Raw genomic sequence first — 22,361 nt, forward strand, 5'->3', positions numbered from 1 at the left:
TAATCCCGTAGCGCGGAGTCCAGCTGTGCACATTGTGCACACCCGGGCACTTTGTCGTTGCGAGTGCGCAGGAGCTCGACTGCAATGCAGCTGCCTGTGCACAGACAGACCGACAAACGGAGACAACCCCCATGCGTTCCCTGCTTCGCCGCCGCCTCCTGCTTTCGCTGCCTTTCGCGTCCGCCGCGCTCGCGGGATGGGGCGCCGCCTTTGCCGCCGACTTCCCGACCCGGCCCGTGACGCTGATCGTCCCCTTCCCGGCCGGCGGCGCGACGGATTCCTTCGTGCGCGCGGTGGCCGACCTGGCCGGCCGCGAACTGGGCCAGCCGGTGATCGTCGACAACAAGCCCGGCGCCGCGGGCGTGCTCGGCGCCAACCAGCTGGTGCGTTCCGCGCCCGACGGCTACACGCTGTCGATCCTGCCCGAATCGGTGTTCCGCCTGCCCCACCTGCAGAAGACGCAGTTCGATCCGCTGCGCGACTTCAGCTACGTGATCCATCTCTCGGGCTATGCGCTCGGCATCGCCACGCTTTCGGGCGCGCCGTGGCGCGACTGGGCCTCGGTGGTGGCCGACGCGAAGAAGCGACCGGGCCAGATCAGCTACGGCACCACGGGTGTCAACGGCACCATGCACGTGACGGTCGAGGAGATGGCGCAACGCGCGGGCATCAAGCTCAACCACGTGCCGTACAAGGGCGAATCCGAGATCATCCAGGCGCTGATGGGCGGCCACATCGACCTCGCCGTCACGGCCGGCTCGATCGCGCCGATGGTCGAGACCGGAAAGGCGCGTGTGCTCGTGCTGTGGACCGAGAAGCGCGCAGCGCGCTGGCCCGATGTGCCGACGCTGCGCGAAGCGGGTCTCGACATGGTCGCCAACTCGCCTTTCGGCATCGCCGGGCCCAAGGGGATGCCGGCAGCGGTCGTGAAGACCTTGCACGACGCCTTCCGCAAGGCGCTCGAAGACCCCGGCACGCAGAAGCTGCTGGAGCGTCTGAACCAGGAGAGCGCCTACCTCGACAGCGAGGCCTACGCCGCCTTCGCGCGCGAACGCTTCGAGATCTCGCGCAAGCAGGTCGAACGCATGGGCGCGGCGCCGGCGCAATGAAGGCGAAGGTCGACAACCCCATGCCCGAAGCCTGAGGAAGCCATGCTGCAAGCGCCCAACCCCCGCTACTACAGCGCCGACCACGAGGCCTTCCGCGCCACGGTGCGCCGCTTCTTCGACACCGAGGTGGCACCCCACGTGAACGACTGGGACGAGGCCGAGAGCTTTCCGCGCGAGCTCTATCGCAAGGCGGCGGACGCCGGCTTGCTGCAACTGGGCTTTCCGGAAGCCTATGGCGGCGTGCCCTGCGATGCGTTCTTCCGCATGATCCTGTGCGAGGAACGCGCCTGGGGCGGCTCGGGCGGCGTCGCTTCGGGACTGTTCTCGCACACCATCGGTGCGCCACCGATCGCGGCCGCCGGCAGTGAGGCTCTCAAGGCCCGCGTGCTGCCGGGCATCCTCTCCGGCGACAAGATCGCCGCGCTCGCGATCACCGAGCCTTCGGGCGGTTCCGACGTGGCGCAGCTCGGCACCACGGCGCGGCGCGACGGCGACGTCTATGTGGTCAACGGCGGCAAGCTGTACATCACCTCGGGCATGCGCGCGGACTACTTCACGGTCGCCGTGCGCACCGGCGGGCCCGGTGCCAGCGGCGTCTCGCTGCTGCTGATCGAAGGCGACACGCCGGGCCTCACGCGCACGCCGCTCAAGAAGATGGGCTGGTGGGCATCGGACACGGCCGAGCTCTTCATTGCCGACTGCCGGGTACCGGCAACCCACCTGATCGGCGAGGAAGGCCGCGGCTTCGCGGTGCTGATGCGCAACTTCAACCACGAGCGACTGGCGCTCGCGGCAGCCGCCTGCGGCTATGCGCGCGTGTGCCTGCACGACGCGCTCGAATGGGCGCGGCAGCGACGCAGCTTCGGCCAGGCGCTGTCGGAGCATCCGGTGATCCGCCACAAGCTGGTGGACATGGCCACGCGCATCGAGGCCACGCGCTCGCTGCTCGACGACCTCGCCGCGCGGCTCGACGATGGCGAGTCGCCGGTCGCGCAGATCGCAATGGTCAAGAACTTCGCGACCCAGACCTTCCAGTTCTGCGCCGACCAGGCGGTGCAGATCCTCGGCGGCATGGGCTTCATGCGCGGCACGCGCGTCGAACGGCTCTACCGCGAGGTCAAGGTCATGATGATCGGCGGCGGCGCCGAGGAGGTCATGAAGGACCTGATCGCCAAGCGGCTGATCTGATGCATCAGCCCCGGGCGCGACTCGAACATGCGATGGTCGCCTAGCGTCCGATGCGCTCAGCCTTGCCCGAAAACACGTTGTTGGGATTGATCTGGATTATCCAGACGTTGTCTCCACGGGTTGCGTCGACGAAGATCTTGTTCATCACGCCTCGTCGAAATGATTGCCTTCGGCACCCAGGGCGTGCCAGGCGGGCTGCCAGGCGACCGCTGAAAGCCGGTTCCACCGAAGATGTACAGCCCCTTCGGCATCTCGACCCTGCATCGTCCGGGAGAGTCCGCCGCCGCCAGCATCGGCAGGCAAAGCGGCAGTGGAAGCGTCGCGGCGTCATCCCCCTGAATATTGAGAATCCCGGCCTACTTCGAACATCCTCGACAGCGTCGGCCTTGCGAACGATCGGTGAACGATGGCGCAGCAACTTCGGCCCGCTTCATCGTCGATGAAACCACGCCGCGTTGGGGCTGCGACGTCGATCCGGCTGCGGGCGGTGTTTCCCGTGCGGATCTCGTCGGCCAACCGACGGGTTTCGTCACATCCGTGCCAAGGTGAACTCAGGCACCAATAGGGGCTCCGCCAGCGAGAAACGTTGAATAGCGCGAAAGCTGGCCCTGCCAGAACACCCACATGGCGGCGGGCCATGGTGCGAGCGCCAGCAACTGAATCAAGTCAGGCTGGACGAGTGGCACTTCAAGCGCCAAGGAGTCGGCAGAGTTCGTATCGCACTTCAAGGGCCCGGAAGTCGTGTGCATGGAAGTCTCCTGTTGTGAGGTGGAATGCTACGCAAGCATCCTGGATGCTGCCTTGATGTAGCTCAAGGCACCCTCTCTTCACCTCGCATGCAACTCGCCAGAACACGAACCTCGGGCGGCGAAGTCAGCGGAACATCGAGCGGCGCGCAAGCCCACCGAACGTCGGCGCATTCACGCCGGCCTAGTTCAGATCCTTGTCCTTCCAGACCTTCGAACCTCCGAGGGAGACTCCGGCCTGAAGACCGGTTTTTGTCAGCACATACGCAGTGCCGCCGGTAAAGGCGATGGCACCCGCCTTGACATTCGCATCGTCCTTTCCGGTGCCTGCGCCTGCGCCAGCACCTACAGAGGCATCCCAGCCCTTGTCGATGAAGTCGGCCAGCGATTTGGCATCCTTGAAAACGAAGAGATAGCGCGTGTCGGAGGCCCCGATCTGCAGGCCAGCGCTCGCCTGCGCGATGTCCATGTAGATATCCTTCCTGGACTTGCTGTCGTGCGCAATGCCCTTCCCCCCAGCCCCGCCAAGGCCGAAGCTCAATCCGTAGGTGGTAAACACAGCGTAGCCAGGTGCCTTGCCTACGGCGTCCTTGATCTTGGCATCGGCGTTGTAGAAGTCCTGGAGGGCCTGCTGGGCCTTCGCCTTCACCTCGGCCTGCTGAGCCGCCTTGTCCTGCGCAATTGCGCCGCCGGCAAGCACCGAAGTCAGTGCGGCACTGAGGATGAGAATCTTTCGACGGTTCATTGCATTCTCCTTTCGACGTGTCGCGAGGCCTCGTGCTTCTCTGGTGTACGCGCCTCGCCGGGCGGCTCGGAACTAGGCTTCGTCAGTCAGGCGCAGCACCACACGGCCTTCGATCTCGCCCTTGCGCATGCGGTCGAAGATCGCATTAATGTTCTCGATTCGGTCTTCGCTGTATACGGTGTGCACCTTGCCTTCGCCCGCAAAGGCAAGTGCCTCCTGGAGGTCCTTGCGGGTGCCGACGATGGAGCCGCGCACGGTCTTGGCGTTGAGCACAACATCGAAGATCGGCAGCCCGAAGTCGCCCGGCGGCAGGCCCACCATCGACATGGTGCCGCGCTTGTGGAGCATGCCCAGGCCCTGGGCGAATGCGCTGCGCGCAGCCGCGGTGACAAGCACGCCATGCGCGCCCTTGAGTTCGCTCTGCAGCGTCTTCACCGGATCGCCGGTGGCGGCGTTCACCACCATGTCGGCGCCCACTTCACGCGCCAGCTTGAGCTTGGCGTCATCCACATCCACCGCCGCCACGTGAAAGCCCATCGCCTTGGCATATTGAACCGCCAGGTGTCCCAGACCGCCCACACCGGAGATCGCCACCCAATCGCCCGGTCGGCAGTCGAGGACCTTCAGTCCTTTGTAGACAGTGACGCCTGCACAGAGGACCGGCGCGATGGCGGAAAAGCCGATGTTGGCGGGCAGGAGGCCTACGTAGCCAGGATCGGCCAGGACGTATTCCGCATAGCCGCCGTTCACTGTGTAGCCGGTCATCTGCTGCGAGTCGCACAGCGTCTCCCAGCCTGTGATGCAGTGTTCGCAGTGCCCGCAGGAGGTGTGCAGCCAGGGCACGCCGACACGGTCGCCTTCCTTCACGTGCTTGACGCCAGCGCCCACCGCCGCCACGTGCCCCACGCCTTCATGACCGGGGATGAAAGGGGGCGTGGGCTTGACCGGCCAGTCGCCCTCGGCCGCGTGAAGGTCGGTGTGACACACGCCGGAGGCGGCGACCTTCACCAGTACCTGGCCGGGCGTGACCTCGGGCACCGGGACATCCTCGATTTCGAGGGGCTTGCCGAACTCATGGACCACCGCGGCTTTCATCGTCTTCATGGAAGACTCCTAGGTCGTCGGGACGCAGATCATTTTGCTCACCCGCATCTTCAGTCCCAAGCGCCGTTGCATGTAGATACAGGATTCCGACGATCGCTGCGGGTCGAGATGGCACCGAAGCTCAACCCAGCCGCCCGATCTCCCCGCGCAGCATCGTGGCGAGCACCGCCCCCCGCGAGCGCGGCATGCGCGACGCCGGCACCACGATGCCGAGCGCCGCATCGCCGCATGAACCCATCGCGAAACGCATGCCGACGCCCGCGATGCCCTTGGCCACGATCTGCGCATGGCCCAGTTCGCGCGTCTGGCGGATCCAGCGCTGCAGCTTGGCCGCGCTCAGGTTGTGGGTCTGGTACTCGGCCAGATGCCGCGCATGGTGCGCGGCGATCTCGTCGTCGGACATCCTCGCCAACAGCGAGAAGCTCGGGATGCCCAGGCCCAGCAGCCGCATGCTGCCCACCGTCTCGAAGAAACTGCGGATCGGATGCACGCCCTGCTCCATGTGCAGGCAATGGCTGTAGTCGCCCGAACGAACGACCAGGAACACATGCTCCTGCGACCTGCGCGCCAGCGCCTTCATGGCCGGCAGGCAGCGTTCGATCAGCGGCGCGCGCTGCATCGCGGTCAGGCCCAGCGCCATGGCTTCGATGCCCAGCCGGTACGCGCCTGTGTCGGCATCGCGGCTGACCAGCCCGGCCCGCACCAGCGACGACACGATGCGGTAGGTGGTGGTCCGGTCGAGCTGCGCGGCTTCCACCAGCTCGGGCAGCGCGACGCCCCGCGCATGCTGCGCGGCAATGGTCTGCAGCAGCAGCATCGCCCGGTCGATGCTCTGCGCGCCACGCACCGGGGGCGTCGCGCGGGAGGCGGGTTTCAAGGCGGTCATCGAGGGTAATCCCGTAGCGCGGAGTTCGGTTGTGCACATTGTGCACACGCTGGCACTTTGTCGTTGCGGACGGAGGGAGGCTCGTCTGCAATGCGCTTCAGCCAACGCATCCTCATTGCGAAAGTCCACCGATGACTCCGTTCCAATCCCGTCTTCATCCCGCGTCGGAAGCCTTCCAGGCGCAGCGCGCCGGCATGCTCTCGCTGATCGACGAACTGCGCACGCTCGAGCAGCGCGCCGCCGATGCGTCGGCCCGCGCCGCCGCGAGCTTCGAACGCCGTGGCGCGCTGCTGCCGCGCGAGCGCCTCGGCCGGCTGCTCGATCCGGGCGCAGCCTTCCTGCCGATCGCCAACCTCGCCGGCTACGGCATGGACGATCCCGACCCCGCCGCCTGCGTTCCCGGCGGCTCGCAGATCGCCGGCATCGGCTTCGTGAGCGGCGTGCGCTGCATGGTGGTCGTGACAGATTCCGGCATCGATGCCGGCGCGCTGACCGAATCGGGCAACCAGAAGCTCATGCGCTGCCAGGAACTCGCGCTCGAGAACAAGCTGCCCTTCGTCCACCTGGTCGAATCGGCCGGCTCCAACCTGCGCAAGTACCGGGTCGAGAAGTTCATCCGCGGCGGCGGAATGTTCTACAACCTCGCCCGCCTGTCGGCGGCCGGCCTGCCGGTGGTGACCGTGGTGCATGGCTCGTCGACCGCCGGCGGCGCCTACATGCCGGGCCTGTCGGACTACGTCGTGATGGTGCGCGGCCGTGCCAAGGCCTTTCTCGCGGGCCCGCCGCTGCTCAAGGCCGCGACCGGCGAAATCGCCACCGACGAGGAGCTCGGCGGCACCGACATGCATGCGAGCGTCAGCGGCCTCGCGGAATACGTCGCCGAAGACGACGCCCACGCCATCGCGGTCGCGCGCGACATCATGGCCAACCTGGGCTGGCAGCGCGCGGACGATGCAGCGCCCTTCCAGCCGCCGCGCCTCGACCCCGAGCAGCTCGCGGGCGTGATGGTGCTGGAACACCGCAAGCCGATCGACATGCGCGAGGTGATCGCGCGGGTGGTCGACGATTCGTGCTGGATGGACTTCAAGCCCGACTACGGCGCGGCCACCGTCTGCGGCCATGGCCGCATCGAAGGCCATCCGGTGGGCTTCGTCAGCAACAACGGCCCGATCGATCCGGCCGGCGCGACCAAGGCGGCGCAGTTCATCCAGCTGTGCAACCAGTCGGGCACGCCGATCGTCTTCCTGCAGAACACCACCGGCTTCATCGTCGGCCGGCACTCCGAAGAGGCCGGGATGATCAAGCACGGCAGCAAGATGATCCAGGCGCTCGCGAACTCGCAGGTGGCGCAGGTCACGATCCATTGCGGGGCCTCGTTCGGCGCCGGCAACTACGGCATGTGCGGGCGCGCCTTCCATCCGCGCTTCTGCTTTTCGTGGCCCAACGCGCGCACCGCCGTGATGGGCGGCGAGCAGGCCGCGACCACCCTGGAGATCGTGGCGCGCCAGCAGGCCGCACGAAAGGGCGCCGCCGTCGACGACGCGAAGCTCGCGGCGCAGAAGCAGGAGATCGTCGCCAACTTCGAGCGCCAGGCCAGCGCCTTCCACACCAGCGGCCATCTGCTCGACGATGGCGTCATCGACCCGCGCGACACGCGCGCGGTGCTCGCCTTCGTGCTCGCCACCGCGCGTGAAGCCGCGCAGCGCAAGACGAACCCCCTGCAATTCGGCGTTGCGCGTTTCTGACGCGCGCCCGCCATCCGGACATCAGGAGACAAGCATGATCTACACCCCCGAACACCGCGAGATGATGGACAGCATCCGCCGCTTCATCAGCGCCGAGATCGATCCCTTCGTCGACGAATGGGAAGCCGCCGAGATCTTCCCGGCGCACGAGCTCTTCAGGAAGATGGGCAAGCTCGGCTTCCTCGGCATCACCAAGCCCGAGGCCTACGGCGGGCTGGGCCTCGATTTCTCCTACGGCGTGGCAGCGGCCGAAGCGATGGGCTATGCCCGCGCGCAGGGCGTGGCGATGGGCGTCGGCGTGCAGTCGAACATGGCGACGCCCGCGCTCGCGGCCTTCGGCTCCGACGCGCTCAAGCGTGAATTCCTGGCGCCCGCGATCGCCGGGGAGATGGTTGCCTCCATCGGCGTCTCGGAACAGGGCGCCGGCTCCGACGTGGCATCGCTCAAGACCCGGGCGCGCCGCGACGGCGACGACTACGTGATCAGCGGCTCGAAGATGTGGATCACCAACGGCACCCAGGCCGACTGGATCTGCCTCCTGTGCAACACCTCCGAAGGCGGCTCGGCGCACAAGAACAAGTCGCTGATCGTCGTGCCGCTCAAGGAAGACGGCAAGCGCGCGCGCGGCATCGAGGTGCAGAAGATCAAGAAGTTCGGCATGTGGAGTTCCGACACTGCACAGATCTTCTTCGACGAGGTGCGCGTGCCGGTGCGCCATCGCATCGGCGAGGAAGGCATGGGCTTCATCTACCAGATGAAGCAGTTCCAGGAAGAGCGTCTCGACGGCGCCGCGCGGCGGCTGTCGGCCATCGCCTGGATCCAGGAGACGGCCGACTACCTGCGCCAGCGCCAAGCTTTCGGCCGGCCGCTGCTGGACAACCAGTTCATCCAGTACAAGCTGGCCGAGCTGAAGACCGAACTCGAGGCACTGCGCGCGCTGGTGTATGTGGCGACCAAGACCTACATCGAGGGCGGCGACGTGGTCGAGCTGGCCTCGATGGCGAAGCTCAAGGCCGGCCGGCTCTCGCGTGAGATCGCCGACTGGTGCATGCAGTTCCAGGGCGGGATGGGCTACACCTGGGACAACCCGGTGTCGCGCGCGTATCGCGACTATCGGCTGGGGTCGATCGGCGGCGGCGCGGACGAAGTCATGCTCATGGTCATCGCCCGCCACATGGGGCTGATGAACATGAACGGCTGAGGAGCAGAGCCATGTCAGGCCCCTCTTGCCCCAACGACTTCAGGCACATCGTGCTGCGTCGCCGCCAGGACGTGCTGTTCGCCACGCTGAACCGGCCCGAGACGCGCAACGCGCTGGCACCCGAAGTGGTGGCGGAACTCGCGCGTGTGCTCGACCTCGCCGAAGCCGACGACGCGATCCGCGCCCTCGTGCTGCGCGGCAGCTCGGGCTTCTTCTGCGCCGGCGGCAACGTCGGCAGCTTCAAGGCCCGGCTGGACGCGGACCCGACGCAGGGCGACGACCCGGTGGCGGCTCGCAACCGCGAGTTCGGCCGCTTCATGCAGCGCCTCGCGGCATTGCCGCTGCCGGTCATCGCGGCGGTCGAAGGCGCGGCGATGGGCGGCGGCATGGGACTCGCGTGCGGCGCCGACATCGTGCTCGCGACCCCGGACGCGCGCTTCGCCTTGAGCGAGACCTCGCTCGGCATCATCCCGGCGCAGATCGCACCCTTCGTGGTGGCCCGCCTCGGGCATCGGGTCGCGCGCCGCCTGGGGCTCAGCGGCGAACGCATCAACGGCCAGACCGCACTGCGCCTGGGCATGGTCGACGAACTGGCCGCCGACAGCGCGGCGCTCGACGAACTGCTGGCGCAATGGCTCAGCCGCATCGGCGCCTGCGCGCCGCATGCCAACCGCGTGCTCAAGCCCTTGCTGCACCGATGCGGCCACGAAGACGACGCTGCGCTGCTCGACGACGCAGCGCGCCGGTTCGCGGCCTGCATGCGCGACGAAGGCGCCGAAGGCATCGCCGCCTTCCGCGAAAAGCGTGCCTCCGCATGGCGCCGCGAAATCAGCGCCGACGAGGTGCGCGCAGCCCAGGCCGTCCCCGCCGCCCCCGCGGCTCGAGGAACACTCTCATGACCACCCGCAAACAGATCCGCCCCTTCCACACCGTGCTCGTCGCCAACCGCGGCGAGATCGCGATCCGCATCCTTCGCACCGTCCGCCGCATGGGGTACGGCACGGTCGCCGTGTACTCCGAAGCCGACCGCGACAGCCCGCATGTGCGCGCGGCCGACCGCGCCGTGCTGATCGGCGGCGCGGCGCCGCGCGATTCATACCTCGACATCGCCGCCCTCATCGAGGCGGCGCGCCGCGCCGGTGCCGACGCGGTGCATCCGGGCTACGGCTTCCTGGCCGAGAACGCGGACTTCGCCGATGCGGTCGATGCCGCCGGACTGGTGTTCATCGGCCCCTCCGGCGAGGCGATCCGCGCGATGGGCAACAAGGCCCAGGCCAAGCGGCTCGTGATGTCCGCCGGGATGCCCTGCATTCCCGGCTACCAGGGCGAAGACCAGAGCGACGAAGCCTTCGTGCATGCGGCGGCCGACATCGGCTTTCCGGTGATGGTCAAGGCCGCGGCGGGCGGCGGCGGGCGCGGCATGCGGCTGGTGCATGAAGCCGCCGCGCTGACGCAGGCGCTGGCTTCGGCCCGCTCGGAGGCCGAAGTGGCATTCGGCTCCGGCGAGCTGATCCTGGAACGCGCCGTGGTCGCTCCGCGCCATGTCGAGATCCAGCTGCTGGCCGACAGCCACGGGCATGTGATCCACCTGGGCGAACGCGACTGCTCGGTGCAGCGGCGCCACCAGAAGGTGATCGAGGAAGCGCCCTCCCCCGCCGTCGACGCCGAACTGCGCGCGCGCATGGGCGACGCTGCCGTGAAGAGCGCCAGGGCCATCGGCTACATCGGCGCGGGCACGATGGAGTTCCTGCTCGACGGCGAAGGCCGTGCCGACGCCGGGCCGCCCCAAGGCGGCACAACCACCTCGGGGGGCAGCGACCCGCGAAGCGGCGGAGCGCGGGGGCCACAGTTCTACTTCATGGAGATGAACACGCGGCTGCAGGTCGAGCATGCGGTGACCGAGGCGATCACCGGACTCGATCTCGTCGAATGGCAGTTGCGTGTCGCGGCCGGCGAGCCGCTGACCCTCCAGCAGTCCGAGCTGCGGCTCGACGGCCACGCGATCGAGGTGCGGCTCACGGCCGAAGACGTTCCCGCGGGCTTCCTGCCGCAGACCGGGCCGGTGCTGCGCTGGCGGCCGCCGGTGGATGGCCACGATGTGCGCGTCGACCACGGCCTCGTCGAAGGCGGTGAGGTCTCGCCGCACTACGACTCGATGATCGCCAAGCTCGTCGCCCATGGTGCTACGCGCGACGAGGCGCGCCGCAAGCTGCTGCGCGCGATCGAGCATTGCGTGCTGCTGGGCCTGCCGAGCAACCAGGGCTTTCTCGCCGATTGCCTCGCGGACGCCGTGTTCGCCGAAGGCACGGCGGTGCACACGGGCTTCGTGCAGGAGCGGTTCGGCACTCAGTTGAGCGAGCGCGCAGTGCCCGGCATCCGCACCATTGCGCTGGCCGCCTTTGGCGCGCTGGCGAGCAAGATGCCCGCGCAGGATGTGCGCCAACCCATCGTGGCTTCGGCACTCGGGCAACGGGCAGCACGGGTGACGCTGGCACAAGGCAGCGCCCGATGGGAAGTCCGCCTGCAGGCGCAGGGCGCGCAATGGCAGGCGACCGTGCGCCGCATCGATGCGCCTGCTGATGCAGCCGCGCACACGCTCGCACTGCGCGACGCACGCTGGAACGACGCCGAGCGCACGGCCTTCAGCGCGGAATGCGATGGCATGGTCGAAAGCGCCGTGCTCGCGCTGCAGGCCGATGCGGTGCAGCTCTTCCACGCCGGCCGCGCCTGGAGCTTCGAACGCGTGAGCGAACGCAAGAGCCGCGTCGCCGCAGGCGGCGGCGGTGCGGTGACCGCGCCGCTGACCGGCCGCATCGTCGATGTCGCGGTGCGCGAAGGCGAGACGGTGCAGGCCGGCCAGCGTCTCGTGGTCCTCGAAGCCATGAAGATGGAACACACGCTGACCGCGCCGATCGCCGGTGTGGTGGCGGAGGTCTGCGTGCAGGCCGAAGGCCAATCCTCCAAGGGCGCACTGCTGCTTCGCATCGAAGAGGCCAAGGCATGAGCAAGACCATCCGCATCGGCGGCGCGAGCGGCTTCTGGGGCGACTCGGCGATCGCCACGCCGCAGTTGCTCACCGTGCCGGGCCTTCGATACCTGGTCTACGACTACCTGGCCGAGACCACGATGTCGATCCTCGCGCGCGCACGCGCCAAGGATCCGGCGCTGGGCTATGCCACCGACTTCGTGCATGCCGCGATGGCGCCGAACCTCGCGGCGATCTGCGCCAAGGGGGTGCGCGTGATCGCCAACGCGGGCGGCCTGAATCCGCAGGCCTGTCGCGATGCGCTGGCCGAGGTGGCGCTGAAGCAGGGGCTCTCGCCGCGCATCGCCGTCGTGACCGGCGACGACCTGATGCCGCAGTTCGAAGCGCTGCGCGCCCAGGGCGTGCGCGACCTGCACACGGGCGAAGCGCCGCCCGCCGAGCTCTGGTCGGCCAATGCCTACGTCGGCGCGCGCGGCATCGCGCAGGCGCTCGAACGCGGCGCCGACATCGTGATCACCGGGCGCTGCGTCGACAGCGCGGTGGTCGTCGGCGTGCTGGCGCACGAGTTCGGCTGGCGCTGGGACGACTGGGACCGCATCGCCGCCGGCACGCTCGCCGGCCATGTGATCGAGTGCGGCGCGCAGGCCACCGGCGGGCTCTTCACCGACTGGCAGCAGGTGCCCGGCTGGGCCGACATGGGCTATCCGGTGATCGATTGCGAGGCCGACGGAACCTTCAAGCTGACCAAGCCCGAAGGCAGTGGCGGGCTGATCCATCCGGGCGCGGTGGCCGAGCAGATCCTCTACGAAGTCGGCGACCCGGCCCACTACCTGATGCCCGACGTGAGCTGCGATTTCCGCCAGGTGCAGGTGCAGGCCATGGGGCCCGAGGTGGTGCGCGTGAGCGGCGCGCGCGGCCGCGCGCCCACCGGCAGCTACAAGGCCAACGGCACCTGGCGCGACGGCTACCAGCTGCAGATCATGATGGCGATCCGCGGCATCGAGGCACCCGCGAAGGCGCGCAAGACCGCGGATGCGCTGCTGTCGCGAACGCGCGCGCAGCTGCGCCAGCGCGGCATGGCCGACTACACCCAGACCTGCGTCGAGCTGCTGGGCTGCGAATCGCTCTATGGCCCGAACGCACGCCCTCTTGCGCCGCGCGAAGTGGTGCTGCGGATCGCCGCGCGGCATCCCGATCCGAAGGCGCTGGCCTTCCTGCAGCGCGAGTGCGCCTCGGCCGGCACCTCGATGGGGCCGGGCACGCGCTCGTCGTTCGCGGGCCGGGCCGACGTCCAGCCGGTGATCAAGGTCTTCTCGTTCCTCGTGGCCAAGGAGCGCGTGGCCATGCAGATCGAGTTCGGCGGCGTGGTCGAGACGGTCGCCGCGCCGGCCACGGGGCCCGCGGCGGCGCCCGAAGCGCTGCCGACGCCTGCCGGCGCGACGCTGCCCGGCGGCGATGCGATCGAGGTGCCGCTGGTCGCGCTCGCCTGGGCCCGCAGCGGCGACAAGGGCGACGACGAGAACATCGGCGTGATCGCCCGCCGCCGCGAGTTCCTGCCGCTGCTGCGGGCGCAACTCGACGCCGCGCAGGTGCGCGCGTACTTCGCGCACCTGGTGGCCGGCGAGGTCGAGCGCTTCGATGTGCCCGGCCTGCAGGCGATGAACTTCGTGCTGCACCGCGCGCTCGATGGCGGCGGCGTCGCCAGCCTGCGCTCCGACCCGCTGGGCAAGTCCTTCGCGCAGATGCTGCTGGACCACCCGATCCGCATTCCCCGCCAGTGGATCGAGGACGGCCTGGTGGCGGCCGACCGTTCCTGACTTGCACCCCATCACAAATACCAGGAGACGACATGAAGACATCGACATTCCGCCGCAAGCTGCTCGCCGCCGGCCTCGCCGCTTTCGCGCTGGCCGGTGCCGCCGCGCCGGCCGCGGCGCAGGAGGCGTACCCGGCCAAGCCGATCCGCGTGGTGGTGCCCTACACGCCGGGCGGCGTCTCGGATGCGGTCACGCGGCTGGTGATGCAGAGGCTCGCCGAGCGCCTGAAGACGCCGATCGTGGTCGACAACCAGTCCGGCGCCAACGGCCAGATCGGTTCGGCCGCGGTGGCGCGTGCGGCGCCCGACGGCTACACGCTGCTGGTGGTGGTGGCCGCCCACGCGATCAACCCGAGCCTCTATCCGAGGATGAGCTACTCGCCGCTGCAGGACCTGCGCGGCGTCAGCGAGATCGGTGCGATTCCGCTGCTGATGGTGTCGAGCGCGGCGCTGCCGCCCGTCGATCTCAAGAGCTTCGTCGCCTGGGCCAGGGCCAACCCGCAAAGCGCGACCTTCGCCTCCAGCGGCACCGGCTCGGGCGCCCACCTGGTGGCCGAGCAGTTCGCGCAGACCGCCGGCGTCGCGATGACCCACGTTCCCTACAAGGGCATCGCGCCGGCGCTGCCGGACCTGTTCGCGGGGCAGGTCTCGATCATCTTCGACTCGGTGCAGACCATGATGCCGCACATCAAGTCCGGCAAGCTGCGCGGCCTCGCGATGACCAGCGCCAAGCGCTGGCCGGCGGCGCCCGAGGTTCCGACCATGGCCGAAGCCGGCTTTCCGGGCATGACCGGCGGCAGCTGGATCGGCCTGCTCGCGCCTTCGAAGACGCCCGACGAGATCGTCAGCAAGCTGTCGGCCGAGATGCAGAATGTGCTGCAGACGCCCGAGGTGCACGCCAAGCTGATCGACTACGGCATCGATCCCGTGGGTGGCACGCCGGAGCAGTTCGACGCCTTCATCCAGAGCGAGGCCAGGCGCTGGGCGGCGGTGGTCAAGAAGGCCGACATCCGACTGGAGTGAATGCCATGGCTGCCATCTTCGAAGGCCTCAAGGTGCTCGACCTGACGCGCGTCATCGCCGGGCCGCTGTGCACGCAGATCCTGGCCGACATGGGCGCCACGGTCTACAAGATCGAGAAACCCGGCGAAGGCGACGACACGCGGCGCATGGGGCCGTTCCTGCCCGATGCCCAAGGCGCCGACAGCAACGACTCGGCGCTGTACCTGGCCTACAACCGCGGCAAGCACTCGATCACGCTGGACATCGCCACGCCCGAGGGCGCGGCGCTGGCGCAGGACCTGGCGGCGCGCTGCGACGTGGTGGTCGAGAACTACAAGGTCGGCACCCTGGCCCGCTACGGGCTCGACGAGGCCAGCATCCGCAAGCGCCGCCCCGACATCGTCTATTGCTCGGTCACCGGCTTCGGCCAGAGCGGGCCCTATGCAGCCCGGCCGGCCTACGACTTCATCCTGCAGGGGCTGGCCGGCGCGATGAGCACCTGCGGCCATCCCGACGGCGCGCCGGGCGGCGAGCCGATGCGCACGGCCATACCGATCGCCGACGTCGTGACCGGCCTCTATGCCGCGATCGGCGTGCTGGGCGCGCTCCACCATCGACGCGAGACCGGCGAAGGCCAGCATGTCGACGCGGCGATGCTGGACGCCTCGGTGGCGCTCAACGGCCATCTCGCGCTCGGCTACCTGATGACCGGCCGGGTGCCGCCGCGGGTGGGCAACACCAACCCGATCGCCTCGCCCTCGGAGGTGTTCGCCTGCGCCGACGGCCACCTGATCGTGGCGGCCGGCAACAACGGGCAGTTCAATGCGCTGTGCCGGGTGCTGGGCTGCCTCGCCTGGGTCGATGATCCGCGCTTCGCGAGCAATGCGCTGCGGGTCGCGAACCGGGCGGCGCTGCGCGAGCTTCTGGCCCCGGCATTGGCCGATCGCCAGAGGGGCGAACTGCTCGCGTCCTTCGAGGCCGCGGGCGTCCCGTGCGGGCCGATCAACGACATGCAGGGCGTGTTCGAGGACCCGCAGACGCGGCATCGCGAACTCGCATTGAGCCTGCCGCACGCCCGCGGTGTGGAGGTGCCGAGCCTGCGCAGCCCGCTGCGCTTTTCCGCTACGCCGGTGACGCACCGGGCCTCGCCGATGCTGGGCGAGCACAGCGCGCAAGTGCTGGCCGATGAGCTGGAGATCGGGCCGGAGCGGCTGCGGGGGCTGCGCGAGCGCGGGGTGATCTGAGGCCGGGCTACACGCCCGTCGCCACCTCCACCAGCCCCTCCTTCGCCGCCTCGGCGAAGCGCTCGTGGTCGGCCCGCGTCTGCGCCGCATAGGCGGCGGCGAACTCGACCAGCGCGTCGTCGAAGGCGTCCGACTTGCCCAGGTAGCCGCCGATCATCGCGGCATCGCCCGACTTGGCATGCGCAAGGGCCAGTGCCCAGCCGCACAGCTTGCAGTATTCGATCAGGCCGCCCGGGCTGGTCACGTCCGGCGCCAGGTCGATGCCGCCCTTCATGTCGCGCAGCTGCCGGATGTAGAAGTGCACGCCGTCGATCACGCCCCAGCCGAGAAAGATGTCGGGCGAACCCTGGATCAGGCGCTGCCCGCGCACCACTCGCTCGCCCTGGTTGGCCGGGGCGTGGGCCGGGTCGACGTCGCCCGCGAACGGGGCCAGCACCGAAGGCTGCGCCTCCTTGAGCTGCAGGAACAAGGGGTCGTCCTCGTCGCGCCCCTGCATCAGCACGATCCAGCAGCGGGTGCCGACGCTGCCCACGCCGACCACCTTCTGCGCCGCATCGACGATCCGGTAGCGCGACAGCAGCAGGCGGCGTTCGGGCGCCAGCGATTCGAGGTAGTGCGCCATGCAGTGGCCGATCGCCTCGTCCACCGGCCGCCCCATCGAGGTCAGGGGCGAGCGCACGATGAAGGGATGCTGCTCGATGATCCGGTGCTGGTCGTCCACCAGGTCGGTCAGCTTGTCGAGCACCTGCATGTGGGTGCGCTTGCGCGCCTTCTCGAGCACCGCGTGCGCACTCGTGCGCCAGCCCGGCGGCAGCGATTCGATCAGCCGGTCGCTGTGGATGGTGTCGTACCAGGTCTCCAGCAGCCCCATGCCGGCGTAGCGGCGGATGCGCTCGCGGTAGCTCTGGACCGCGGCCCGTGCGGCCGCCTCGCGCTCGGACCTGTCGCCGCCCAGGTGGTGAGAAGCGACGAAGGCACTGGCCGCCAGCCGCTTGACATCCCACTCCCAGGGGCCGGGCTGGGTTTCGTCGAAGTCGTTGATCGCGAAGACCAGCTGCCGCTCGGCCGATGCGAAGACGCCGAAGTTCGCCACGTGCATGTCGCCGCAGGCCTGCACGCGAATGCCGGTGATCGGGCTGGGCGCCAGGTCGGCCGCCATCACCGCGGCCGAGCCGCGCAGGAAGGCGAAGGGCGACTGCAGCATGCGGGCGTGCCGCACCGGCACCAGCTGCGGCAGGCGGGTGGCCGCCTGCGCCTCGAGGATGGCCAGCGGGTCGACCTGCGGCAGCCGCTCGAAGGCGGCGTGGCTGGCCCGGGGAATGCGCTCGCGCAAGGCCTTGCCGGCCGCCATGCGCTCCTCGACGCTTGGCCGCGGCGCGGTGAATTCGCTGGCCAGCGCCTGCGCCCGGCTGTTTTGCTCGTGATCGGGTTCGTCTCGCTCGGCACGCGCCATTCGTTGCTCCGGTGTGATTTTTCAGCACATCATGCCGGAAGCCACGCCCTGCGGGCGCACCGCCTGTTCAATGCGCGACGCGCTGGCGCCACTCGCGCGGCGAGCAGCCGAAGCGCTCGCGAAACGCCCGGCTGAAATGCGCGGCGTCGTTGAAGCCGCGGCCATAGGCGATCTCGCCGACCGTGCGGCCGCCCGCGCGCGGATCGAGCAGGTCGCGGCTGCAGGCCTCGAGCCTGCGCTCCCAGATGTACTGCGCCGGCGTCACCGGCTCGCTCTTGAAGACGCGGTGGATCTGGCTCACCGACAGGCCGAGCGCGGCCGCCAGCGTGCCGACCGACAGCGCCGGATCGTCGAGCTGCTCGTCGATGCGGCGCTTGATGCGCGCCAGGTGGAAGGCGGTCAGGTTGCTCAGCGCCGGCGCGCGCGCCGCCGGCAGCGTCTGCAGCCCGGCCACCAGGATGTTGAGCACGCCATTGGCGACCGCCAGCGCCGACGCCGGCTGCAGCGCGTCGATGTCCTCGTGCAGGGTGCGGATCATGCCCAAGAGCAGATGGCCGGCGCCCTCGCGGCCCGACACCGTGGTGGCGGTCAGGGCCTCGGTCTGGCGCAGTTCGCTGCGCAGGCGCTCGCCCGGCAGCTTGAGCACGATCTGCTCGAAGGCGTCGTCGAACTGCAGCTGGTAGGGCCGCGTGCTGTCGTAGAGCGCGAAATCGCCCACCGACAGCACGGCGTCGCGGCCGTCCTGCCGAACCACGCCGCGGCCGCGGGCCTGGATGCTGACCAGGAAATAGTCGTCCGACGAGCGCGCGATGTGGCCGGCCGTGCGCATCACCTTCTGCGGCCCCGACGTGACCACCGAGACGTCGAGGCTGGGCAGCGTGTGCTGGCGGATGCTGCCGTCGAATTCGCCCCGGGGGCGATCGCCCGGCACCGGATCGCAGCCGAGCTGCACGTAGACGTTGCAGATCATGTCGGTCCAGTAGGCGAGCCGCTGCTCGCGCGGAACGACGGCAGTGCTGAGCAGTTGGGTCATGGGGATCCTTCCGGGGAGGTGCGCCAACGGGCCGCTTGCAACGCTGGATCAAGAACGCCGCGAATTCCGGACAAGGCGCTTCCAGGCGGCGAACTTACGCTTCAAGCAACCCGTGTGCCACCGCGCTAACCCGGATGCCGCGGGCCCCTTCCACCCCTTTGGAGAAACGCCATGTCCAGCACCACCCATCCCCGCCTGCGCGTCGCCGCGGTGCAGGCCGCGCCCGTCTTCCTCGACCTCGACGGCACCATCGACAAGACCATCGACCTGATGGCGAAGGCAGCCAGCCAGGGCGTGCAGCTGATCGCCTTTCCCGAGACCTGGGTGCCCGGCTACCCGTGGTGGATCTGGCTCGATTCGCCGGCCTGGGGCATGCAGTTCGTGCAGCGCTACCACGACAACGCCCTGGTCGTCGGCTCGCCCGAGTTCGACCGCATCCGCGAGGCCGCGCGCAAGCACCGCATCTGGGTCTCGCTCGGCTACAGCGAGAAGGCCGCCGGCAGCCTCTACATCGCGCAGGCCCTGATCGACGACCAGGGCAACACGCTGCAGACCCGCCGCAAGCTGAAGCCGACGCACGTCGAGCGCACCGTCTTCGGCGAAGGCGACGGCTCGGACCTCGCCGTGGTCGAGACGGCTATCGGCAACATCGGCTCGCTGTCCTGCTGGGAGCACCTGCAGCCGCTCAGCAAGTACGCCATGTACTCGCAGAACGAGCAGATCCACTGCGGCGCCTGGCCCAGCTTCTCGCTCTACCGCGGCGGCGCCTACGCGCTCGGCGCCGAAGTCAACAACGCCGCCAGCCAGGTGTACGCAGCCGAGGGCCAGTGCTTCGTGGTCGCGCCCTGCGCCACGGTCTCGAAGGCGATGCACGAACTGCTGTGCACCGACCCCGGTAAGCAGCAGATGCTGCTGGTCGGCGGCGGCTTCGCGCGCATCTACGGTCCCGACGGATCGCCGCTCGGCAAGAACCTGGCCGAAGACGAGGAAGGGCTGGTGGTGGCCGACATCGACCTCGGGATGATCTCGCTGGCCAAGGCCGCGGGCGACCCGGCCGGCCACTATTCGCGGCCCGACGTGACGCAGCTGCTGTTCAACAGGAAGCGGCGCGAGCCGGTGGTACTGCAGGGCCCGGCCGAGCCCGAGAAGGCGGTCGCCGAGCCGGTGTCCACGCCGGTCGAAGCGGCTGCGGCCGCCGCCCGCCAGCCGGTCGTGGCCTGAGCCGCCGCCTCACAGGGGAAGCGCCATGGAATCCGCCATTGCCGAACACCTGAAATGTCCGCGCACCCGGCACCGCCGGGTGGAGGACGACTACACGCCGCCCTACCCCGTCTGGTCGGCCCGCGCAGCCGCCGGCGTCGGCCAGGTGGTGATGGGCTACTTCGGCGTGCAGTCGCGCGGGCCCGAACTGCAGGGCCGCGCCTGCGCCGCCCTGATGAAGATCGCGCGCGGCTTCGGCCTCGCCGACGGGCCGGGTCACCACGACCTGGCGCATTTCGTCGACGCCGAGGGCTGCGACAACATGATCGCGATCGCCTACTGGAACGACCCGGCCGCCTTCGCACGCTGGTGCGCGACGCCCGAGATCGACGACTGGTGGCGCTCGCCGGCGCGGCTCGACGACGGGCTGGGCTACTTCCGCGAAATCGCCTCGCCGCGGGCCGAGCACTACGAGACCATGTTCAGCACGCCCGACCGCTTCGAAGGGGTGGGTGTCGTGATGGGCGGCGGGGTCAGCGGCGAGATCCGGGAGCATGGCTACTGGGGTTCGATGCGCGACCGGATCCCGTTGTCGCAGACCGATGCGATGGTGGCATCGGGAAGCCGCAGTGCCATCCCGGCCACGCCCGTGCCGGGCCAGCGCGTGCGCATCGCCGGCCACCCCAACGTGGCGATGATCCGCTCGGGCCAGGAATGGACCGACACCACCGGGAAGGAGCGCACCCTCTACCTCGAGGACATGGAGCCGACCTTGCGCGAGGGCATGGACTTCCTGCGCGACCAGGGCCTCGCGATCGGCTGCTACAGCAACCGCTACATGCACCACCTCGACGCCAGGGGCGCGCCGCTGCAGAAGTCCTTCGGCCTGAGCTTCTGGCGCTCGCTGGCCGACATGGAACGCTGGGCCGAGTCGCATCCCACGCACGTGGCGATCTTCGGCAGCTTCATGCGCTATGTGCAGGAGCTCAACTTCGAGCTGCAGCTGCGCGTGTACCACGAGGTCTCGGTGCTGAAGGCGGACGAGCAGAGCTACGAGTACATCAACTGCCACCCGCGCACCGGGCTCATGAACGGCCTGGCGGCCTGAGCGAGAGCCATCAGCCCCGGTCGGGCACGCCGCGCAGGATCGCATCGCGCAGCGCCGCGGGGATCTCGAGCGCGCGATGCGTCTCGAGCGAGGTCGTCACCAGCACCTGGCGCATCTGCATGCGCAGTTCGCGGTCGGCGCCCACGCATTGCAGCGCCAGGGTCAGCGAGCGCGTGCCGAGGCGCTCGACCACGAGCTCCAGCGTTACGCTGTCGCCGAAGCGGCTCACGGCGCGGAAATCGGCCTCGACCCGCACGGTCGGCAGGCCGATGCGCTGCTCGACGATCAGCCGCTGGTAGCCCACGCCCATCGCGTTGACCCAGTCTTCGACCAGGCCGTTGAACATCACGAAGTACTGCGGATAGAAGACGATGCCCGCCGGGTCGCAGTCGGAGAAGCGGATCAGCCGTTCACGGCGGAACGCGGCGGCGCCGGCATCGCTCACGCCGGCTCCTCGCCGCCGGCCTCGTTGCGCATCACGTGCACGCGCAGCTGGCCCAGCTGGCTGTGCAGCTGCTTCACGGTCTTCATGTCGAGGCCCGAGAACATCTCGAGGATCCATTGCTCGTGCTCGCTGGCCATGGCCTCGAAGCTGCGCCGGCCCTTGGGCGTGAGGCTCACGATCCAGGCCCGGCGGTCGTCGGGGCTGGCGGTGCGCGAGACCACGCCCTCGCGCTCGAGCTCGTCGGTGAGCCCGGTCACGTTGCCGCCGGTGACCATCAGGTAGCGCGACAGCACGCGCATCTTGAGCCCGTCCTTGTAGCGGTAGAGCTGCGCCATGTAGTCGAAGCGCGCCAGCGTGATGTCGAAGCGCTCGCGCAGCCGCTTGCGGATCTCGGCCTCGATCTGCGTCGTGCTGGCCAGCATGCGCAGCCAGAGTTTGAGCACGGCGTGGTCGTCGTTGCCGGCGCGGGCCTCGTGGCCCAGTTCCTCGGCGTCGCTGAGCGCCGCGTGCGACGGGTCGTTGGTGCTGTCGATCATGTGACTTCTCCCCCCGACACCGAGATCGACTGGCCGGTGACCGAGGCCGCTGCCTCGCCGCAGAGCCAGCGCACCGCATCGGCCACCTCGGCCGGCTGCACGATGCGGCGCTGCGGATTGACGACCGCGAACTCGGCCAGCGCATCGGCTTCGCTGCGGCCGGTCTTGCCGACCACGTTGGCGACGCTGTTGCGCAGGATGTCGGTGTCGGTGTAGCCCGGGCAGACCGCGTTGACCGTGATGCCCTTGCGCGCCACCTCGAGCGCCAGCGAGCGCGTGAGCCCGATCACGCCATGCTTGGCCGCGGTGTAGGCCGCGACGTAGGCATAGCCCTTCTGGCCCGCGGTGCTGGCGATGTTGACGATGCGGCCCCAGCCGGCATCGAGCATGTCGGGCAGCGCCGCCTGCGCGCAGAGGAAGCTCCCCGTGAGGTTGACGCCGAGCATGCGCTGCCACAGCTCGACCGAGGTCTTCAGGAAAGGCGCGCTCTCGGCCTGGCCGGCGTTGTTGACCAGGATCTCGACCGGACCCGACGCCGCGCGCAAGGCTTCGAAGGCCGCGCGCACCGAGTCGGCGTCGGCGACATCGACCGCGGCCACGCCGTGGCCGCTGCCTGCGAGTTCGCTGCGCACGCGCTCCAGCGCAGCGCTGTCGCGGCCGAGCAAGGTGACCCGGGCGCCCTCGGCCGCCAGGGTGCGCGCGATCTCGGCGCCGATTCCACGGGCCGCGCCGGTCACGACCGCGTGGCGCCCATTCAGTGAATTTTTCATGGCTAGCAAAACCGTTGACAACTAAACATTTTAACCACGGGTGC

At 69.2% G+C, this 22,361-nt stretch carries 20 protein-coding genes; 11 read left to right on the forward strand and 9 right to left on the reverse strand.

Features of this window, described 5'->3' with window-relative positions; all coding sequences use genetic code 11:
• Positions 1-131 precede the first annotated feature (131 nt).
• Together QTI45_RS12735 and QTI45_RS12740 are read left to right on the forward strand one after the other, a co-directional pair.
• The gene (locus QTI45_RS12735) at positions 132-1,109 is read left to right on the forward strand and encodes a tripartite tricarboxylate transporter substrate binding protein (RefSeq protein ID WP_286654621.1); all 978 of its coding nucleotides are present in this window, start codon (positions 132-134) and stop codon (positions 1,107-1,109) included.
• 42 nt (positions 1,110-1,151) lie between these two features.
• The gene (locus tag QTI45_RS12740) at positions 1,152-2,297 is read left to right on the forward strand and encodes an acyl-CoA dehydrogenase family protein (protein WP_286654622.1); all 1,146 of its coding nucleotides are present in this window, start codon (positions 1,152-1,154) and stop codon (positions 2,295-2,297) included.
• Positions 2,298-2,848: 551 nt separating this feature from the next.
• On the opposite strand, the gene QTI45_RS12745 is transcribed toward QTI45_RS12740, so the two are convergent.
• The 4 genes from QTI45_RS12745 to QTI45_RS12760 form a co-directional block, all read right to left on the reverse strand.
• A complete protein-coding gene (locus QTI45_RS12745) occupies positions 2,849-3,046 on the reverse strand; it encodes a hypothetical protein (RefSeq protein WP_286654623.1) in 198 nt (65 codons plus the stop codon).
• A 181-nt stretch (positions 3,047-3,227) separates the two neighbouring features.
• A complete protein-coding gene (locus tag QTI45_RS12750; RefSeq protein ID WP_286654624.1) occupies positions 3,228-3,788 on the reverse strand; it encodes a lipid-binding SYLF domain-containing protein in 561 nt (186 codons plus the stop codon).
• 72 nt (positions 3,789-3,860) lie between these two features.
• A complete protein-coding gene (adhP, locus tag QTI45_RS12755) occupies positions 3,861-4,892 on the reverse strand; it encodes an alcohol dehydrogenase AdhP (RefSeq protein WP_286654625.1) in 1,032 nt (343 codons plus the stop codon).
• Positions 4,893-5,013: 121 nt separating this feature from the next.
• On the reverse strand, positions 5,014-5,778 hold the full coding sequence (locus QTI45_RS12760; RefSeq protein ID WP_286368503.1) for an IclR family transcriptional regulator: 765 nt from the start codon (positions 5,776-5,778) through the stop codon (positions 5,014-5,016).
• A gap of 131 nt (positions 5,779-5,909) precedes the next feature.
• Here QTI45_RS12760 and QTI45_RS12765 point away from each other — a divergent pair, with 131 nt between their 5' ends.
• Genes QTI45_RS12765 through QTI45_RS12795 form a run of 7 tightly spaced genes read left to right on the forward strand, consistent with a single transcriptional unit; the run spans position 5,910 to position 15,772 of the window.
• Positions 5,910-7,523, forward strand: coding sequence for an acyl-CoA carboxylase subunit beta (locus QTI45_RS12765; RefSeq protein ID WP_286654626.1), 1,614 nt, complete (start codon positions 5,910-5,912; stop codon positions 7,521-7,523).
• Positions 7,524-7,557: 34 nt separating this feature from the next.
• Positions 7,558-8,724: an acyl-CoA dehydrogenase family protein gene (locus QTI45_RS12770; RefSeq protein ID WP_286654627.1), complete on the forward strand. Its 1,167-nt coding sequence runs from the start codon at positions 7,558-7,560 to the stop codon at positions 8,722-8,724.
• 11 nt (positions 8,725-8,735) lie between these two features.
• Positions 8,736-9,623, forward strand: coding sequence for an enoyl-CoA hydratase/isomerase family protein (locus tag QTI45_RS12775; RefSeq protein WP_286654628.1), 888 nt, complete (start codon positions 8,736-8,738; stop codon positions 9,621-9,623).
• Positions 9,620-11,728, forward strand: coding sequence for an acetyl/propionyl/methylcrotonyl-CoA carboxylase subunit alpha (locus QTI45_RS12780; RefSeq protein WP_286654629.1), 2,109 nt, complete (start codon positions 9,620-9,622; stop codon positions 11,726-11,728). Before QTI45_RS12775 ends, QTI45_RS12780 begins: the two co-directional genes overlap by 4 nt.
• Positions 11,725-13,527 carry an acyclic terpene utilization AtuA family protein gene (locus tag QTI45_RS12785; protein ID WP_286654630.1) on the forward strand — a complete coding sequence of 601 codons (1,803 nt, stop codon included), beginning with the start codon at positions 11,725-11,727 and terminating at the stop codon, positions 13,525-13,527. The genes QTI45_RS12780 and QTI45_RS12785 overlap by 4 nt, the downstream gene beginning before the upstream one ends.
• A gap of 32 nt (positions 13,528-13,559) precedes the next feature.
• A complete protein-coding gene (locus tag QTI45_RS12790; RefSeq protein WP_286654631.1) occupies positions 13,560-14,549 on the forward strand; it encodes a tripartite tricarboxylate transporter substrate binding protein in 990 nt (329 codons plus the stop codon).
• A 5-nt stretch (positions 14,550-14,554) separates the two neighbouring features.
• The gene (locus QTI45_RS12795) at positions 14,555-15,772 is read left to right on the forward strand and encodes a CaiB/BaiF CoA transferase family protein (protein ID WP_286654632.1); all 1,218 of its coding nucleotides are present in this window, start codon (positions 14,555-14,557) and stop codon (positions 15,770-15,772) included.
• A gap of 7 nt (positions 15,773-15,779) precedes the next feature.
• Here the strand turns inward: QTI45_RS12795 and QTI45_RS12800 are convergent, their stop codons facing one another.
• Both QTI45_RS12800 and QTI45_RS12805 read right to left on the reverse strand, forming a co-directional pair.
• The gene (locus tag QTI45_RS12800; protein WP_286654633.1) at positions 15,780-17,225 is read right to left on the reverse strand and encodes a DUF2252 domain-containing protein; all 1,446 of its coding nucleotides are present in this window, start codon (positions 17,223-17,225) and stop codon (positions 15,780-15,782) included.
• Positions 17,226-17,292: 67 nt separating this feature from the next.
• On the reverse strand, positions 17,293-18,258 hold the full coding sequence (locus QTI45_RS12805) for an AraC-like ligand-binding domain-containing protein (protein ID WP_286654634.1): 966 nt from the start codon (positions 18,256-18,258) through the stop codon (positions 17,293-17,295).
• Positions 18,259-18,429: 171 nt separating this feature from the next.
• Between QTI45_RS12805 and QTI45_RS12810 the strand changes: the two genes are divergently transcribed.
• The gene (locus QTI45_RS12810) at positions 18,430-19,479 is read left to right on the forward strand and encodes a carbon-nitrogen hydrolase family protein (RefSeq protein ID WP_286654635.1); all 1,050 of its coding nucleotides are present in this window, start codon (positions 18,430-18,432) and stop codon (positions 19,477-19,479) included.
• Between the two features lie 25 nt (positions 19,480-19,504).
• Positions 19,505-20,566: a phenylacetaldoxime dehydratase family protein gene (locus QTI45_RS12815; protein WP_286654636.1), complete on the forward strand. Its 1,062-nt coding sequence runs from the start codon at positions 19,505-19,507 to the stop codon at positions 20,564-20,566.
• 10 nt (positions 20,567-20,576) lie between these two features.
• On the opposite strand, the gene QTI45_RS12820 is transcribed toward QTI45_RS12815, so the two are convergent.
• The 3 genes from QTI45_RS12820 to QTI45_RS12830 are packed head-to-tail and all read right to left on the reverse strand — an operon-like array spanning position 20,577 to position 22,317.
• Positions 20,577-21,011 (reverse strand): acyl-CoA thioesterase, encoded by a 435-nt coding sequence (locus QTI45_RS12820; protein WP_286654637.1) that lies wholly within the window; start codon positions 21,009-21,011, stop codon positions 20,577-20,579.
• A complete protein-coding gene (locus tag QTI45_RS12825; RefSeq protein ID WP_286368490.1) occupies positions 21,008-21,547 on the reverse strand; it encodes a MarR family winged helix-turn-helix transcriptional regulator in 540 nt (179 codons plus the stop codon). The genes QTI45_RS12820 and QTI45_RS12825 overlap by 4 nt, the downstream gene beginning before the upstream one ends.
• On the reverse strand, positions 21,544-22,317 hold the full coding sequence (locus tag QTI45_RS12830) for an SDR family NAD(P)-dependent oxidoreductase (RefSeq protein WP_286654638.1): 774 nt from the start codon (positions 22,315-22,317) through the stop codon (positions 21,544-21,546). The genes QTI45_RS12825 and QTI45_RS12830 overlap by 4 nt, the downstream gene beginning before the upstream one ends.
• Positions 22,318-22,361 lie beyond the last annotated feature (44 nt).

Source organism: Variovorax saccharolyticus, assembly GCF_030316765.1.
Classification (GTDB): domain Bacteria; phylum Pseudomonadota; class Gammaproteobacteria; order Burkholderiales; family Burkholderiaceae_C; genus Variovorax; species Variovorax saccharolyticus.

Coding starts and splice junctions, on each gene's coding strand:
- QTI45_RS12735 (WP_286654621.1), top strand. CDS start 132: ATGCGTTCCCTGCTTCGCCGCCGCCTCCTGCTTTCGCTGCCTTTCGCG.
- QTI45_RS12740 (WP_286654622.1), top strand. CDS start 1,152: ATGCTGCAAGCGCCCAACCCCCGCTACTACAGCGCCGACCACGAGGCC.
- QTI45_RS12745 (WP_286654623.1), bottom strand. CDS start 3,046: ATGCACACGACTTCCGGGCCCTTGAAGTGCGATACGAACTCTGCCGAC.
- QTI45_RS12750 (WP_286654624.1), bottom strand. CDS start 3,788: ATGAACCGTCGAAAGATTCTCATCCTCAGTGCCGCACTGACTTCGGTG.
- adhP (WP_286654625.1), bottom strand. CDS start 4,892: ATGAAGACGATGAAAGCCGCGGTGGTCCATGAGTTCGGCAAGCCCCTC.
- QTI45_RS12760 (WP_286368503.1), bottom strand. CDS start 5,778: ATGACCGCCTTGAAACCCGCCTCCCGCGCGACGCCCCCGGTGCGTGGC.
- QTI45_RS12765 (WP_286654626.1), top strand. CDS start 5,910: ATGACTCCGTTCCAATCCCGTCTTCATCCCGCGTCGGAAGCCTTCCAG.
- QTI45_RS12770 (WP_286654627.1), top strand. CDS start 7,558: ATGATCTACACCCCCGAACACCGCGAGATGATGGACAGCATCCGCCGC.
- QTI45_RS12775 (WP_286654628.1), top strand. CDS start 8,736: ATGTCAGGCCCCTCTTGCCCCAACGACTTCAGGCACATCGTGCTGCGT.
- QTI45_RS12780 (WP_286654629.1), top strand. CDS start 9,620: ATGACCACCCGCAAACAGATCCGCCCCTTCCACACCGTGCTCGTCGCC.
- QTI45_RS12785 (WP_286654630.1), top strand. CDS start 11,725: ATGAGCAAGACCATCCGCATCGGCGGCGCGAGCGGCTTCTGGGGCGAC.
- QTI45_RS12790 (WP_286654631.1), top strand. CDS start 13,560: ATGAAGACATCGACATTCCGCCGCAAGCTGCTCGCCGCCGGCCTCGCC.
- QTI45_RS12795 (WP_286654632.1), top strand. CDS start 14,555: ATGGCTGCCATCTTCGAAGGCCTCAAGGTGCTCGACCTGACGCGCGTC.
- QTI45_RS12800 (WP_286654633.1), bottom strand. CDS start 17,225: ATGGCGCGTGCCGAGCGAGACGAACCCGATCACGAGCAAAACAGCCGG.
- QTI45_RS12805 (WP_286654634.1), bottom strand. CDS start 18,258: ATGACCCAACTGCTCAGCACTGCCGTCGTTCCGCGCGAGCAGCGGCTC.
- QTI45_RS12810 (WP_286654635.1), top strand. CDS start 18,430: ATGTCCAGCACCACCCATCCCCGCCTGCGCGTCGCCGCGGTGCAGGCC.
- QTI45_RS12815 (WP_286654636.1), top strand. CDS start 19,505: ATGGAATCCGCCATTGCCGAACACCTGAAATGTCCGCGCACCCGGCAC.
- QTI45_RS12825 (WP_286368490.1), bottom strand. CDS start 21,547: ATGATCGACAGCACCAACGACCCGTCGCACGCGGCGCTCAGCGACGCC.
- QTI45_RS12830 (WP_286654638.1), bottom strand. CDS start 22,317: ATGAAAAATTCACTGAATGGGCGCCACGCGGTCGTGACCGGCGCGGCC.